Here is a 15,192-nt window from a genome sequence, read left to right on the forward strand (position 1 = left end):
ATCCCCGCCCATGCCTGTTCCGAATGTGCCGCCCAGCGCAATCGCCTCCCTTTCCGAGAAGGAGCTGGAGGTGCTTCACTTGCTGGCGATGGGCCACACGGGAAAGTCGATCGCCACGCGTCTCGATCAGTCCGAAGCCTCGATCAACGAGCGCTTGCGCGATGCTCGCCGCAAGACAGGCGTCAGCAGCAGCCGTGAGCTTGCCCGCATCCTTGCTGCACAAAAAATCTGGGACAAAAATATCGATCTATCCGGCTCGCATCCTCCGACCCAAGACCCGGCGCAGCCCGCCGATCGCGGCCGGGAATGTCGAAAGGATTGATCATGATCGTGATACCCATCGCTGTTGCCGCCATTGGAATGGCCGTCACCAACTCACCGCAGGCCGAGCCGCGCTCCCAGGTCGTCCAGGCCGCCGCGTCCGAACAGCTCCCTTTAGTCGGAAAGTGGTCGCTGGACGTCTCGCGCCTCCCGCCCGATGAACGCCCCCGCAGCGTCACGCTCGATTTCCGCGTGTCAGCGGATCAGGTATGGACCGGCCGGAGCGAAATCATCGGCCCCGACGGCTCCCGCCAGCACGCCGAGGCGACCGGCCCGGCAGACGGCAACCCTGTCCCGCTCACCGGCAACATGAGCTTCGCCGACCAGGTCTCGATGCGCCAGCCGGCGCCGAACACCCTGGTCCTGACGTTCACCAAAGGCGGCGAGCCCGTCTCGACCCGGGTCTACACGATCGAAGAAGATCGGAAGTCGATGAAGGAAACCATCGTCTGGGCAGGCAACGTCACGCCGCGCACGGTGACCACCTACTTCAGGCGCGTTGGCTAGGATGCATGAGGGGAATCAGCGAATGGACCGTCTTTTTCTTCCCGAGCGCTGATGTCGGATTCCGACCCATCCAGACAGTCCAATCACCCGCGTTGATCGCCCCGCCGTAGTTATGTAACCGGTTACATTCGATTGATTCGGGTGGGGAGAGTTCGGGCGTGGATACTTCGTCAGCAGCGACATCGACGTCGGCCCTCGCGCCGGAAAAGAGCCACTATGTCGTTCTGGACGGACTCCGCGGGGTCGCCTCCCTCCTTGTCGTCGTGTTCCACCTGTTCGAGGCCTACGCCGACAACAATCCGCAGAGGCAGATCATCAACCACGGCTATCTAGCGGTCGACTTCTTCTTCCTGCTGTCCGGCTTCGTCGTCGCCTACGCATACGACAGCCGCTGGGGTGGGATGACCCAATGGGACTTTTACAAGAGGCGTCTGATCCGGCTTCAGCCGATGATCGTGATGGGAAGCCTCATCGGCGCCGCGCTGTTCTGGTTCCAGTATTTCTCGATCTTCCCGAAGGTGGGATCTGCCTCGGTCTGGCAGGTGCTGCTGGTCATGCTGATCGGGTTCACGATGATCCCGCTCCCGAAATCCGCGGACATTCGGGGCTGGGACGAGATGTATCCTCTGAATGGTCCGGCTTGGTCTTTGTTCTACGAATATGTGGCGAATATTCTCTATGCTGTCGGCCTGCGGAAACTCTCCAACCGCGCTCTTGGGATTCTGGTAGCATTGGCCGGCGTAGCGCTGATCTCGCTGGCTGTCTTCGGGAAGCGCGGAGACTTGATCGGCGGCTGGGCGCTGGATGCCGCCGGTATCCAGATCGGATTGTCCCGAGTGATGTTTCCCTTCTTCGTCGGTGTGCTCCTGATGCGGCTCGGCAAACGCATTCACACGAACCACTCATTCCTCATCTGCAGCCTGTTGCTGGTGGCCGCCCTTTCGGTTCCGCGGATCGGCGGGACGGAGGCAATGTGGATGAACGGCGTCTACGAAGTGTTGTGCGTGATGCTGCTGTTCCCGATAATCGTTGTGATCGGTGCCGGTCAGAAAGAGGTCGGTGGCACGTCGGTACGGGTGGCTCGCTTTTTCGGCGACCTGTCCTACCCCTGTACATCACGCACTATCCCCTCATGTACATTTACACAGGCTGGGTTATCGACAACCAGGTTCCGGCGGCTCAAGGAGCTTTGGTCGGAGCGGGGGTGTTAGTCGCGTGCGTAGCGCTCGCGTACGCGTGCCTCAAATGGTACGACCTGCCCGTTCGCCGGGCCTTGGCCGCTCGCTTCTTGGTTCGTAGCCGCCAGCAGGACGCGGTTTCCGCCTAAGGGACAGGCGTTGCCGGTGACCGGTCCCGCTTTTCACCCATTGCGGACAGGATCAATCGCCTGCCGTCGGAGACATTGATCGAGCTACGGCTAGCACGAGACGTCACTCCACGTCAGAGGTTCACGATGACCTACGCTCATTCAGCTCGGATCGTGTTCGACGATATGCTCGGCGCGCTCGATCGTATTGTTGCCAAGGCCGAAGACGCCGGGATGCCGGATACTGTGCTTGCCGAGCAGCTCACCGAGGACATGTTTCCGCTGGAGCTACAGTTACGCGTCGCGCTGAACCAGGTGCTGCTGGCGCTCAATCAGGTGGGCGGGAAAGCTCTTCCGCTTGAGGAGGAGGAATATCGCTCGCTGGCCGAAGTTCGCGAGCGGATTGCCGCGGTTCGTTCGCTGATCGATCAGGCCGACCCTTCCGAATGGGCAGCACCGGACGCGGTCGTCGACCTGACATTGCCGAACGGCGTTCGTTTCCTGATGTCGTCCGAAGAGAACATCCGCGACTGGATCATGCCGAACTTCTATTTCCACGTGACGATGGCCTACGCCTTGCTGCGGAACGCGGGCGTCCCTTGGGCAAGATGGATTTCCTGCCGCATATGGCCCGGCACATTGTTCCGGACGCCGAATAGCTAGCGTTCATCCGCCGACCGGACTTTCAGCTGGCAAAGTAGGATTCGGTTTGCTTCGATCGAGCGGTGTTCGGACAATCCTGTCAGTTCGTGGAGCGTAAGCGATCGTGCGATCGGCAGGAGTGTCGGATTTCGACCACGTCAGTGCGAACATTGGGACCATTCGCGCCGCTTTCGGACCCTCCGCCGCCGCAATCGCGCCCGATTGCGTTGCGAAAGCGCGGGCTGCCGCATAGGGGCCATGCATGACCGACCGTGACGAAACCGAAGCCAGGATCCGCGACCTGATCGACCCCTTCAACAAAAAGGGCGTCGCAATCTCCGGCGACACGCGCTTTGCGCAGGACCTCGAATGGGACAGCCTGACCGTGATGGACTTCGTCGCCTCGGTCGAGGACGAGTTCGACATCCTGATCAGCATGAACCGCGCAGCGGAGATCGAGACGGTCGACCAGCTCGTCGATGCCGTCCGCCAGCTTGAGGGCGAGCGTTGAGCGACCTTTTCTCCAAGTTCGACGACCTCATCGCGCTGCGCGAAGGTCTCCTTTCGACTGGCGTCACCGACCCGTTCAACCTGGTGATGGAAAAGGTCGAAAGCCCGACGGTCGCGATCTGCAACGGCAAGCGGACGATCCTGCTTGGCACTTACAATTACATGGGCATGACCTTCGATCCGGACGTCGTCGCCGCCGGCAAGAAGGCGCTCGACGAGTTTGGCTCAGGCACCACCGGCAGCCGCGTGCTCAACGGCACCTACGCCGGCCACCGCGCCGTCGAGGATGCGCTCAAGGATTTCTACGCCATGGACCATGCCATGGTGTTTTCGACGGGATACCAGGCGAACCTCGGCATCATTTCGACGATCGCCGGCAAGGATGACTACATCATCCTCGACATCGACAGCCACGCGTCGATCTACGACGGCTGCGCGATGGGCAATGCGCAGGTTGTCCCCTTCCGCCACAACGACATCGAGGCGCTCGAAAAAAGGCTGAAGCGCGTGCCCGAAGGGGCCGGCAAGCTGGTCGTCCTGGAAGGCGTCTATTCGATGCTGGGCGACATCGCTCCGCTGAAGGAAATGGTCCGGGTCTCCAAGGACAACGGCGCGATGGTCCTCGTCGACGAGGCTCACTCGATGGGCTTCATCGGAGAGCATGGCCGTGGCGTCGCCGAAGCCCAGGGCGTGATGGACGACGTCGATTTCATCATCGGCACCTTCTCCAAGTCGGTCGGCACCGTCGGTGGCTTCTGCGTCTCCAACCATCCAAAGTTCGAGATCCTGCGGCTGGTCTGCCGCCCTTACGTCTTCACCGCCTCGCTTCCACCCTCGGTGGTCGCGACCGCCGCGACCTCGATCCGCAAGCTTATGAATGCCGCCGACAAGCGCGCGCATCTGTGGGAGAATTCGAAGCGGCTGCACGCGGGCCTCCGCCAGCTTGGCTTCACGCTCGGCACCGACGAGCCGCAGTCCGCCATCATCGCCGTCATCATGCCCGACCTCGAAACCGGCGCCGCAATGTGGGAAGCGCTTCTGAAGGAAGGCCTCTACGTCAATCTCGCCCGGCCGCCCGCGACACCTGCCGGAATGACGCTTTTGCGCTGTTCCTTGTGTGCGGAGCACAGCAGTGAGCAGGTTGAAGAGATACTCGGAATGTTCGCTGCGGCGGGCCGTGCGACTGGCTGTATATAATCGTTAACGCGCGGCTTCCGTCGGGATGCAGACAGGTTTAGACTGCTGACATGACGCCCAGTGGGGACGATCTCCAGTTCGACTGGCGACGGGGTGGGGCAGCAGCAGGGGCGCTTCTTGCCACCCTTATCCTGCTCGCCATGGTCACTCTTGTCGCCATGTCCAATGGCGCGCGCGACAGTGCGCTCCAGGGCGAGCGCCACGCTTACGACGTCAACCTGCTGACCCGCGCGGTCGATGCGAGCATCTCCAGAGCCGAAGCTGGACTCGGCCGCTTCGTCCTCGACGAGGAGGTGAAGACCAGCGGCAATATTTATTACAGCCAATGGCGGCTCGCCGGACAGCAGATCTATCAGCTGGAACGCCTCGTCCGGTCAGACCCGAGCAGCGCCAGCGGGTGATGGAGCTGATGCGGCTATACCAGATCCGCGGCGAGGAATTCGCCCTCGCCGCCCGAGCGACGGTCGCTAAGCAAGGGTCCGGCGGCACCGGCTACTTCTATCAAGCCGCCCAGTCTCCCGTGGGTGTCGACCTCTCGGTCAAGCTCGCGGAGATTGCTGCGGCGGAACGCACGCTGCTTCGCCAGCGGATGGAACAGACCAAGTTCTTCTCGGCGCAGGCCGACCGCCTGACCGACTATTTGAGCTGGCTTGGCGTCATCGTCGGGCTCGGCGCGATCCTCCTTGGCTTTGTCTCTGTCCAGGCCATCCGCCAGTTCGCCTACGCGAAGCGGCTCGCCGAGTCCGAAACGGAGCGCGCGGAACTGCTGGAAGAGCGCGTCACCGAGCGCACTCGCGAGCTCAGCGAGGCCAACGTTGCCCTGAAGGCCGAGATCGAGGAGCGCGAGGCAGCGGAAGCGCAGCTGCGCCAGGTTCAGAAGATGGAAGCGGTCGGTCAGCTGACGGGCGGCATCGCGCACGACTTCAACAACATGCTCGCGGTGGTCGTCGGCGGCATCGACCTTGCCCGCCGGCGTCTCAACGGGCCGCGCCGCGAGGTGCTCAACCATCTCAACAACGCAATGGAGGGCGCGACGCGCGCGGCCGCCCTCACCCGCCGCTTGCTATCCTTCGCCCGGTCGGAGCCGCTACTGCCGGAGCGCGTCGACAGCCGCGAACTTGTGTCGGGAATGTCCGACCTCCTCGACCGCACGCTCGGCGAGCGGATCCATGTCGAGGTCGATCTCGATCCGGACGTCTGGCCGATCTACGTCGACCCGCATCAGCTCGAGAACGCCATCGTCAACCTGGCGGTCAACGCGCGCGATGCGATGAGCGGCGAAGGCCTGATGCGGATTACCGCGAGCAACCAGGCGCTCACAGCCAATGAAGTCGGCGATGTCCGTGCCGGCGATTATGTCCGCATTTCGGTGACCGACACCGGCTGCGGAATGTCAGCCGAGGTCATGGAACGGGCGTTCGAGCCGTTCTTCACCACCAAGCCGGTCGGCAAGGGCACCGGCCTCGGCCTCAGCCAGATCTTCGGCTTCGCCCACCAGTCCGGCGGCGAGGTCGGCATCCAGAGCGAAGAAGGCAAGGGAACCACGGTTTCCATCTATCTTCCACGGACGATCGCCGCAGAGACGCCCGTCCGCCTGCATCCGACCGTCCAGCGTGCGGATAATGAAGCGCATGTGCCCGGCGCACGCATCCTGGTCGTCGAAGACGATCCTCGCGTGCGGTCGTCGACCATCGAGGCGCTGCAGGATCTCGACTACGACCCGGTCGCCTGCAGCAGTGGTGCAGAAGCGATCGAGATCTTCGCGAACCAGCAGTTCGACCTCGTCATTTCGGACGTCATCATGCCCGAGATGACGGGACCCGAGCTGATCAAGCACCTGAAGCAGTCCCACGACGACTTCGCGGTCCTCTTCGTCACCGGCTATTTCGGGAGGGCGAAACGGGCGACCTCGTCGGTCACGAACTGCTGCGCAAGCCGTTCACGGTCGGCGCGCTTGCGAACGCCGTGGCGATCGCGCTTTCCCGCCGGCCTACCGAACCGCGCCGGACCGGAGGAGCCGCGGCAGCAGGCTGATCGCGGCCAGCAGCGGCCACTTTCGCTGCCACGGCTTGAGCTCGATATCCGTTCCCGCATGCCGATTGATTTTCCAGGCGATATAATCGGCGCCTCCGGCGAAGGTGAAGCTGGCCTTCGCAAGACGCGCGACGGACAGCAGTTTCCCTTCCACCCGTCGACGCGCCCAGCTCGTCGGTCGCGCGAGCAACGCCGGAACTGCGGCAATGGCAGGCTCGCTGAAGCGCTCGTAACGCTCACGATCGGCATCGACGACGGAGCCGCTACGGCCTTTCCGCTCGGCGCGCAGCTCGGCGGAATAGGTGAGCGAGAAGGCACGCCGCCACCATTCCAGCGGGCTCTCGCCATCCACCTGACCGGCCGCCGCGAGCAAGGTCGGGGCCGCGCGGGAGATTGCCGCAATTGCCGCCGACCGCGCCTCGGCATCCGCCGACCACGCCAGCCGCGACGGCTGCGCGAAGCGGGCCCACACCGACACGTTGCGAGTCTCGGGACCGTTCAGCCGATAGAAGTCGCTCTCGCAGAGCACGGCATATTTGGCGACCAAGCCATCATGCTCGAAATAGAAGACGTTGGGCGGGATCATCGCGTTGGCCGGGGCCAGCCACGTCTTGCCGAAAGCTTCGCGGTAGCTGGAGACGATCAGGTAGAAATCGAGCATCAGCCCTTCGAGCTTCTTCTCCCGAAGGCAAGATCCGTAGAAAAGGACCGCGCGGGAGGCCTGTCCGTATTTCGCGGCAATCGCAGCGGCCATGCCGGTGACCTGACTATCGACGGGCGTCGACAGTTCTTCAGCGACGAGATCGCGCAAGGCAGGCATGTCAGGCCGCGAGGCGGACGAACGACAACGGCTGCGCTGAACTCAGGGTGATTGGGCGGCCGACCTTGGTCTGGAACATCTCGCCATCCAGGATGAGGTTCGTGTTCTCGCCCTCGATGCTGATCTCGTCAGCCTCTTCGAAATGCACTCCGCGCAACCGCGCAACGCCGAGCTTGCCGAGCGCATTCGCAACCACGGCCTTGATCAGCGACACCGGGCGCTCTTCGATCGCTACCAGCTTCAGCCGCCCGCCCTGGCCTGAACCGTTGAGCTCAGCGGTGAGCAGCATTTTCTCGAGCGTGGTCACAGCGAAGAATGCGAAGCGGCCCTGGATCGGGTCGTCCGGCCGGATCGACACCTGCATGTGGCTCGGCTCCGGCGGTAGGAAGTTGGCCTTCAGGCGCAGGAACATCCGCGCGAGGAAGGCTACCGCAGTCAGCGCATGGCTAAGGCCGTTGGGCAGACCGAGCGGGTAAATCTTGTCCCGGCAGTACAGCATCGTGTCGGCAAGGCCCGCGCCGCCGAGGAACATGCCGATCACCGGACGCGAAGTCGGATCGCAGCGGAGCGCAATCAGCTCCCGCGCGACGATATGCGGGCTGAGGTCCGACTGGGCGAGTTTCGCCAGCTTTTCGAGCGCCTCGATCGGATCGCCGTGCGAGCCGAGATCAATGGCGATCAGGTTGGTCTTTCCGTTCGGAAGCACGGCGACCGGCGGCGGCTCGTCCTCGAAATGGCCGCCGTTATGGATTTCGGTCAGCGCGGCCTGGACGGTTCCGTCACCGCCATTGATGATCAGCATCTTCGGCCGGACACGGGCGATCGTCCGCATGCCGTCACCGATCTGGTCGGCGTGCTCGACCTCGTAGTGGAAGATGTCCGGATGCTCGGCGCAATACTCCCGGATGCGGGCGAGCTGCGCGATATTGCCTGTCGACTTCGGATTGGACAGGAGGGCGATCCTCGGACGCGATCCCTCAACCATTGCTACACCGTGCGACGAAACGCGATTTACGCATGATTTTCGAGTTCCGTCCGCTATAGCCCTGCCAAGGGCCGCGGCACCGTTCAGCAAGGTGCAACTGCCCACTACGCTATCTCGGCCCGGTTTGCGGCCAAATCATGGTGTTGGAACGACATAATCCGTGCGCCGGCTGTCTTTGATCGATCGCTACCTCACGAAGCAGATTGCGGTGCCGCTGTTCGGCACCCTCCTGCTCGCGGCAATGCTGCTCGTACTCGACAAGATGTTGCGCCTGTTCGATTTCGTCGTGACGGCCGGCGGACCGGTCAGCGTGGTGTGGCGAATGCTTGCCAACCTGCTTCCGGAATATTTCTCGCTCGGAATCCCGATTGGGCTGATGCTGGGGATCCTGCTGGCCTTCCGCAAGCTGGCGCTGTCGTCTGAGCTGGACGCCCTGCGCGGCATCGGCGCGGGCTTCGGACGGCTATTGCGGGTGCCCTACGGGTTCACGGTGGTCCTTTTGCTGCTGAACCTGTTTATCGTCGGCTGGATCCAGCCGTGGACCCACTATGGCTATGAGCGGCTCCGGTTCGATCTTCGCTCGGGCGCGCTGGGGGCTTCGGTGAAGGTCGGCGAGTTCAACAATCTCGGCCGGAAGATGACTCTTCGCATCGACCGCAGCGAGCATAAGGGGACGCAGCTCCACGGCATCTTCGTCCAGGTCGACGACCGTTCCGGCATGTCGGTGGCGGCGACCGCGCAGCAGGGGCGATTCCTGTCCACGGATGATCCCGACGTGATCCTGTTCCGCCTGGAGCATGGCCGCCTGATCCAGAATTCGCCGAAGTTCGCGACACCGCGGACCTTGTCGTTCGATCTCTACGATCTGCCCATCAACCTGCCGCGCGTCGACAGCTTCCGGCAGCGCGGGCACGAGGAGCTCGAAGAGCTGACGCTGCCCGAGCTGTTCCGGGTCGGCTACTTCGACCCCAAGGCGTCGAAGGACGACCGCATGGGTGCGCAGGCCAACTTCCACTTCCGCATCGTCGAGGTCCTGATGATGCTGATGCTTCCGCTGTTGGCGGTGGCCCTCGCCGTGCCGCCAAAGCGAAGCAGCTCGGCATTGGGCATCTTCATCGGGATCGTGATCATCGTCGCCTATCACAAGGTGAACCAATATGCGGAGCAGGCGGCGGCACGCGGAAGCATGGACCCGATCCTTGCAATGTGGATCCCGCTTTTCGCGCTGAGCGCATTGATCATCTGGATGTATCATGTGCTCGCGCACCGACCCGGTGGCCAGCCGATCGGCGCGCTGGAACGTGCGTTCGCCCGAGTCGGCAAGTCGCTCCGCAAGCTCCTGCCGAAGGTCCAGCCGGCATGATCAACCTTCGTTTCTTTCCGTCGCGAAGGATCGCGCTTTACACCATCAAGCTGTTCGTCACGCGAAGCCTCGCAGTGCTGATCGCGCTGGTGCTCGTCCTGATGACGCTCGACCTGCTAGGCGAATCCGGGAAGATTCTTGCGGTGCCTGGGAACGGCGAGGCCGAGCTCTGGAAGTATGTTTCCCTGCGGCTTCCGCTCCTGATTTCGCGGTTCCTGCCCTTTTCCGTTCTGCTCGGGACCTTGATCGCATTCACCGCGCTCAACCAGCACAGCGAAGTCGTGGCGATGAAGGCCGCGGGCATCTCGGCGCACCAGATGCTTGCGCCTCTGATCCTGGCCAGCCTGATCATCGCGGCAGGCCTTTTCGTCTTCAACGAGAAAGTCGTGGTGAACGCCAATCGTCAGGTCACGGCGTGGAGCGACAACGACTACAAGCCCGTGCCGCCGGAAAGCGGGATCCTGAGTAATGTCTGGCTGCTGAGCGGCAACGATCTGCTCCAGGCGCGGCACGTCGGGGGCCGCGGCTCGGCCTTCCATATCGAAGATCTCACCATCTACGACCGCGAAGGTGGAGAGCTTCAGCAGGTCATCAACGCGAAGCGAGCCGTCCCATACGGCAATGCCTGGAAGCTCAGCGACGTCTCGATCTACAGCACGGCAATGAACATGGTCCGCCGTCAGCCGGAGTTGGTCGCGCTGGAGGGCGTGAAGCCGGAGCAACTCAAGCTCGCAAAGGTCGACCCCGACCAGCTCGACTTCTGGACGTTGCGGAAGAGGATCGATGAGCTGGAACGCGCGGGACGTCCGACGGACGAGGCACGTGCGGGCCTATGGCACAAGGTTTCCGGTCCACTTTCGACGATTCTCATGCCGCTCCTGGCAGCAACGGCCGCCTTCGGGCTCGCGCGTTCGGGCCAGGTGCTGCTCCGCGCCTGCATCGGCATGGCGCTGGGATTTGCTTACTTCGTCGCGGACAACTTCAGCCTCGCTATGGGCAACGTCGGCGCTTATCCGCCCTTCCTGGCAGCTTGGGCACCTTTCCTGCTGTTCCTGCTGGTCGGCGAGTCGGTCCTTATCCGGTCGGAGGAATAGCTTCGTATCCAATTCGGACGGAAGCACAGCATGGGATTAAGCGCGTTCCACGGAAAGGTCGGCGGTGCTTCTGCTCGCCGTCCTATCAGCTGCCGTCCAACAGCCGGTCTCCGTCCCTCGCGGCCGGGCGGAAGCACGCATTCGGATTGTTCGAGGCGTCCGGGCATCGGCCAGCGAGTGGCGAAGCATGCCTACCAATCGCAAGCGAGAGCTGATCATCGTTGAAGGCGGGCGGCAACGCGCCTTTCGCCTTGTCGAATACGAGTGATCTAGCGGGTGGAATTCCAACTGCTCGACGCGAGCCGGCCAACCAGCCCGTAAAGGCCGCGGTGGCTGGACTCATGATAGGCCGAACCGCTGTCGAGCGCCTTGCAAAGCCGGCGATGAGCTTCGCCGAGCGCATGGTAGGGGAGACCCGGAAGCAAGTGATGCAGCGCGTGGTAGCGTAGCCCAACCGGTGCCCAGAAGACCGGTAGGGTGGCGGGTGGCGGAACGTTGACGCTGTCGAGGAACTGGGCGGTGACCGTCATCGGCTCGCCGTCGTTCTCCCACAAATGCGCAACCAGGGTCCGAACCTGGTTCAGGAACATTACCCCTGACGCGACGCCCAGGAAAATCAGGAAGGCGCGAAACGGAACGACGCCAGTCGCGGTCATCGCCAGCAGCGCGATTGCCCAGAGGCTGCAGGCAACTTCCATCGCCAGCCACTGACGGCGGAACTCCCCTCGGGCTGCGGACGACGGAACTGCGGATTGATCTGCAGCCCCGAATATTTGGCCACGACCTGGTCGCGCAGCACGGGCGACAGGAGCGACAGCGGCGCCAGAATGCCGAAGCGGATCAACAGCCCGACGGGAGCCAGCAAGGCGGCGACCATGAACACCGGCAGGGTCCATGGCTTCATCAATGCCAGCGGCAGATATTCGGGATCGTTGACCGTGCCGTAGTAACGCTTGGCGTGATGCTGGTTGTGAACGCCCTCGTACATGAAGGATGGCACCAGCAGCGGAATCCCGATCAACAGGTTCCAGACCAGGCGAAAACCGGGGACCGCGTTCGGCTTGATATGCGTCAGCTCGTGGATGAAGCTACCAGCCCGGTAAAGGGCCAGCACGGCAACGACGCCGGCAGCGACCGCAGCCAGAGCGGAGTTCGCGAATATCGCCAACAGCAACCCCGCGTATCCCACGGCTGCCGACCCGATCATATCGGCCCAGTAGATCGCCGGTCTGGCGACATTGAGGTCGCGAGTCAGGTCCGCCGCAGCCTTCAGCATCGCCTTGTCGTCGCTGGCGGGCGTGCGCGCGGCCTCGCCCGAAAGCGGACGGTTGCTGGCGCGCTGCAGCTCGAGAGTGGTCGATCCGGACATGATTTGACTGCCTCTGCAAAGAGATAGTGGCGCGATCATGGCGTTGAAAGGGCCGGCTACTGGCGTTGCCTGTGGCAAGCGGCTAGCCATCGCGAATGAACGCCCCCGTATCGATCCGCCCGGTCGTGACCAAGGCCGACCGCAAGGCCTTCGTGAACTTCGCCTGGGACGTTTATCGAAACGACCCGGCGTGGGTCCCGCCGCTGAAGGACGAGGTCCACGGGCTCCTCAATCCAAAGAAGAATCCCTGGTTCGGCCATGCTCGCGCGGAGTTGTGGCTGGCAGAGCACGGCGGAAAAATCGTCGGGCGGATCAGCGCACAGGTGGACGATCTGGTCCAGGAACATATGGAGCGGGGCACCGGCCAGTGGGGAATGTTCGAGGCTCTCGACGGCGAGGCCGCGGCGGCTCTGATCGCGACTGCGGAGGGCTGGCTCCGCGAGCAGGGCATGACGAGAGCCCTTGGCCCCGTCAGCCTGTCAATCTGGGATGAGCCGGGCCTCGAAATCGAAGGCTTCGACGAGCCACCCACCGCGATGATGGGCCATCATCGCCCGGAATATCAGCCTTGGATCGAAGCAGCCGGTTACGAAAAGGCCAAGGACCTGATCACCTACGAGCTCGACATTACCAACTGGCACGACCCGCTGATCAGCCGCCTGATCGAGGCGGGTGAGCGCAATCCTCGCATCCGTATTCGAAGCGTCGACAAGTCGCGCTTCGACGAGGAGGCCCGGCTCATTCTCAACCTGCTGAACGACGCCTGGTCCAACAATTGGGGCTATGTTCCGCTGACCGAGGCCGAGATCGCCTATGCAGGCAAGAAGCTGAAGCCGATCATCTTCAGCGAGTTGGTGCGGATCGCGGAAGTTGATGGCGAGGCAGTCGCCTTTATGCTGACCATCCCGGACATCAATGAGCTGACCAAGGACCTCAACGGCGAGTTGTTCCCGTTCAACTTCGTCAAGCTGCTGTGGCGCTTGCGGAAGCCCCGGACACGGCGGCTGCGGGTGCCGCTCATGGGCGTTGCAAAGAAGCTGCACGGCTCACGGCTGGCGAGCCAGTTGGCTTTCATGATGATCGAGTTCACCCGGCGCGACGCCGTTTCCAAGTTCGGGGCCACTCACGGCGAGTTCGGCTGGATCCTCGAGGACAACAAGGGAATGCTTTCCATCGCCCAGCTCCCCGGGGCGCACATCAATCATCGCTACCGGATCTACGAAAAGGTGCTTTGACGCCTCGGTCAGGGGTCCTGATACGGCTCGCACGCAATGCCGTCGCCGTCTGAATCAAGCGCTTGGCGATACCCCTTCTGCCCTTTGGCAATCGGCGCTGCGCCAACGAAGCGCGCCCAGTCGCAGGTCGGATAGTAGAGCGGCAGGTTGTTGCGATTGGTGAAGGCCATCCCGAGGAGGAAGACCAGGGTGGTTGCGAGCAGCCCTACGGCGATCGTCTGGCCGAGCCCGCGGCGGCGTCTTGCGGCAGATTCGAAGAAGGCTGGATCATAGGTCCAAGGAGTGCGCTCGACCGGACCCTCGAACCACTTGTTCACCTGCCTGCTCCCGCCGACTACCGAGCGCATTCTCGGCGATCGGTAACCTTATGTAAATGTCTCTTTACATATAATTGTGGCAGGGCACGGCTTTATCGAGGGCCCTGATTTCCGCCAAAAGTCCATCGGAGCTGCTCCGGGTTCAAATCCCGGGGCCGCTCTGCGATTCACTTCGCGCTATTCCGCAACAACTAAGCCAATTGTAAAGTTTTCTTGATGATCTAAGTTGGCGGCGAGCCTCTTCCGTTGCGGCGAATCGTCTAGCGATGTTCCCTGCAGCGAGAGGCTCCTCTTGGGATGAAGGCGCCCAATGCCCCCAAGGGCGGGAGCGGTTGGGTAAGGAGCACCCACTCGGCGCTTGGCCGCTCCCAAATCTATCGCCGTTTCAGATCAGCTGAATCCAGGTCGGCGCGTGGTCGGACGCCTTTTCCTCTCCCCTCGCCCATTTGTCGACGCCCGCGCCGTCCAGGCGGTCGGATACCTCCGGAGAACAGAGCAAGTGGTCGATGCGGAAGCCGGCATCGCGTTGCCAGCAACCAGCGGTGTAATCCCAGAACGTATAAAGTCCGGCATCATCGGGATGATAGGCCCGCAAAGCGTCGGTCCAGCCCTGGTTGAGCAGCCGGCGCCACTGCGCGCGCGTTTCCGGCTGAACGAGGGCGTCGTTGGCGGCGGCGCGGATCGAGAAGACGTCGCGGTCTTCGGGTACGACGTTGAAGTCCCCAGCGAGGACGACCGGACGCTCTTCGCGCAGCAATTCGGCGGCCCGTTCCTCCAGGCGCGACATCCATCGCAGCTTGTAGTCGAATTTCTCGGTGCCGATCGGATTCCCGTTCGGAAGATAGATGGAAGCCACCACGACGCCGCTGACTTCCGCTTCGATGTAGCGGCTGTGGGTGTCGTCCGGATCGCCAGGCAGACCCACACGCCGCAGCTCAGGCGTATCGCCGCGTGCGAGGATGGCGACCCCGTTGAAGCCTTTCTGGCCATGCCAGACTGCGCCGTAGCCGGCGCCTTCGATGTCAGCGATCGGCAAGCTCTCATCCGCGCACTTCAGCTCTTGCAGGCAGACGACGTCGGGCTTTTCGCGCTCGAGCCATTCGAGCAACCGCGGGAGGCGTGCGCGGATGCCGTTGATGTTGAAAGTCGAGAGCCTCAAATTGAGAAGCTCGAGCCGCAACCGCAGCCCGAAGCGGCATTCGGGTTGGTCACCTTGAACGATGCTCCGCCAAGATCCTCGACGAAATCCACCGCCGAGCCCGCACCAGGTCCAGGCTCACGGGATCGACAACCAGCTTCACGCCATCGGTCTCGGCGACTGTATCGTCGTCGGCCTGAGCGTCCGCCAATTCGAACTTGTATGTGAAGCCGGCGCAACCGCCGCCATCGACAGCAAGCCGGAGGATTGCAGGCTTCGATTGCCGTTCTGCGATCCACGAAACGCGCTTGGCAGCGCTTGCCGTCAGGATGATGTCAGGCTCGCTCACCAGAG

The 15,192-nt window shown here is 62.8% G+C and carries 14 protein-coding genes and 3 pseudogenes; 11 read left to right on the plus strand and 6 right to left on the minus strand.

Going from position 1 to position 15,192, the window contains the following annotated elements:
- Nucleotides 1–10: 10 nt before the first annotated feature.
- The 8 genes and pseudogenes from H9L15_RS15300 to H9L15_RS18165 all read left to right on the plus strand — a co-directional run.
- On the plus strand, nt 11–322 hold the full coding sequence (locus tag H9L15_RS15300) for a helix-turn-helix domain-containing protein (RefSeq protein WP_187714689.1): 312 nt from the start codon (nt 11–13) through the stop codon (nt 320–322).
- A gap of 2 nt (nt 323–324) precedes the next feature.
- Nucleotides 325–828, plus strand: coding sequence for a hypothetical protein (locus H9L15_RS15305; RefSeq protein WP_187714690.1), 504 nt, complete (start codon nt 325–327; stop codon nt 826–828).
- 158 nt (nt 829–986) lie between these two features.
- Nucleotides 987–2,039: an acyltransferase family protein gene (locus H9L15_RS15310; RefSeq protein ID WP_223276329.1), complete on the plus strand. Its 1,053-nt coding sequence runs from the start codon at nt 987–989 to the stop codon at nt 2,037–2,039.
- Between the two features lie 242 nt (nt 2,040–2,281).
- Nucleotides 2,282–2,797, plus strand: coding sequence for a DUF1993 family protein (locus H9L15_RS15315; RefSeq protein ID WP_223276330.1), 516 nt, complete (start codon nt 2,282–2,284; stop codon nt 2,795–2,797).
- Between the two features lie 241 nt (nt 2,798–3,038).
- A complete protein-coding gene (locus H9L15_RS15320; RefSeq protein WP_187714691.1) occupies nt 3,039–3,287 on the plus strand; it encodes an acyl carrier protein in 249 nt (82 codons plus the stop codon).
- Entirely contained in the window at nt 3,284–4,483 is a 1,200-nt protein-coding gene (spt, locus tag H9L15_RS15325) for a serine palmitoyltransferase (protein WP_187714692.1), read from the plus strand. Before H9L15_RS15320 ends, spt begins: the two co-directional genes overlap by 4 nt.
- A gap of 50 nt (nt 4,484–4,533) precedes the next feature.
- A complete protein-coding gene (locus H9L15_RS18160; protein WP_223276331.1) occupies nt 4,534–4,884 on the plus strand; it encodes a hypothetical protein in 351 nt (116 codons plus the stop codon).
- Between the two features lie 869 nt (nt 4,885–5,753).
- Nucleotides 5,754–6,308, plus strand: a pseudogene (locus H9L15_RS18165) (ATP-binding protein); the annotation flags it as partial.
- 165 nt (nt 6,309–6,473) lie between these two features.
- Here the strand turns inward: H9L15_RS18165 and H9L15_RS15335 are convergent.
- On the minus strand, nt 6,474–7,337 hold the full coding sequence (locus tag H9L15_RS15335) for a hypothetical protein (protein ID WP_187714693.1): 864 nt from the start codon (nt 7,335–7,337) through the stop codon (nt 6,474–6,476).
- A gap of 1 nt (nt 7,338) precedes the next feature.
- Nucleotides 7,339–8,322, minus strand: a complete 984-nt coding sequence (locus tag H9L15_RS15340; protein WP_187714694.1) for a diacylglycerol/lipid kinase family protein — start codon at nt 8,320–8,322, stop codon at nt 7,339–7,341.
- Nucleotides 8,323–8,482: 160 nt separating this feature from the next.
- Here H9L15_RS15340 and lptF point away from each other — a divergent pair, with 160 nt between their 5' ends.
- Entirely contained in the window at nt 8,483–9,685 is a 1,203-nt protein-coding gene (gene lptF / locus H9L15_RS15345; protein ID WP_187714695.1) for an LPS export ABC transporter permease LptF, read from the plus strand.
- Nucleotides 9,682–10,779 (plus strand): LPS export ABC transporter permease LptG, encoded by a 1,098-nt coding sequence (gene lptG / locus H9L15_RS15350; RefSeq protein ID WP_317617545.1) that lies wholly within the window; start codon nt 9,682–9,684, stop codon nt 10,777–10,779. Before lptF ends, lptG begins: the two co-directional genes overlap by 4 nt.
- A 269-nt stretch (nt 10,780–11,048) precedes the next feature.
- Here the strand turns inward: lptG and H9L15_RS15355 are convergent.
- Nucleotides 11,049–12,148: pseudogene (locus H9L15_RS15355) on the minus strand (fatty acid desaturase family protein).
- A 95-nt stretch (nt 12,149–12,243) separates the two neighbouring features.
- On the opposite strand from H9L15_RS15355, the gene H9L15_RS15360 reads away from it, so the two are divergent.
- A complete protein-coding gene (locus H9L15_RS15360; RefSeq protein WP_187714696.1) occupies nt 12,244–13,383 on the plus strand; it encodes an N-acetyltransferase in 1,140 nt (379 codons plus the stop codon).
- 8 nt (nt 13,384–13,391) lie between these two features.
- Here H9L15_RS15360 and H9L15_RS15365 read toward each other — a convergent pair whose 3' ends face one another.
- The 3 genes and pseudogenes from H9L15_RS15365 to erpA form a co-directional block, all read right to left on the minus strand.
- A complete protein-coding gene (locus tag H9L15_RS15365) occupies nt 13,392–13,700 on the minus strand; it encodes an excalibur calcium-binding domain-containing protein (RefSeq protein WP_223276332.1) in 309 nt (102 codons plus the stop codon).
- A gap of 385 nt (nt 13,701–14,085) precedes the next feature.
- Nucleotides 14,086–14,859, minus strand: a complete 774-nt coding sequence (gene xth, locus H9L15_RS15370; protein WP_187714698.1) for an exodeoxyribonuclease III — start codon at nt 14,857–14,859, stop codon at nt 14,086–14,088.
- Nucleotides 14,856–15,190, minus strand: a pseudogene (gene erpA / locus H9L15_RS15375) (iron-sulfur cluster insertion protein ErpA). Before erpA ends, xth begins: the two are co-directional and overlap by 4 nt.
- Between the last annotated feature and the right edge of the window lie 2 nt (nt 15,191–15,192).

Origin of the sequence: Sphingomonas daechungensis, from assembly GCF_014489495.1 — a bacterium.
Classification (GTDB): Bacteria; Pseudomonadota; Alphaproteobacteria; order Sphingomonadales; family Sphingomonadaceae; genus Sphingomicrobium; species Sphingomicrobium daechungense.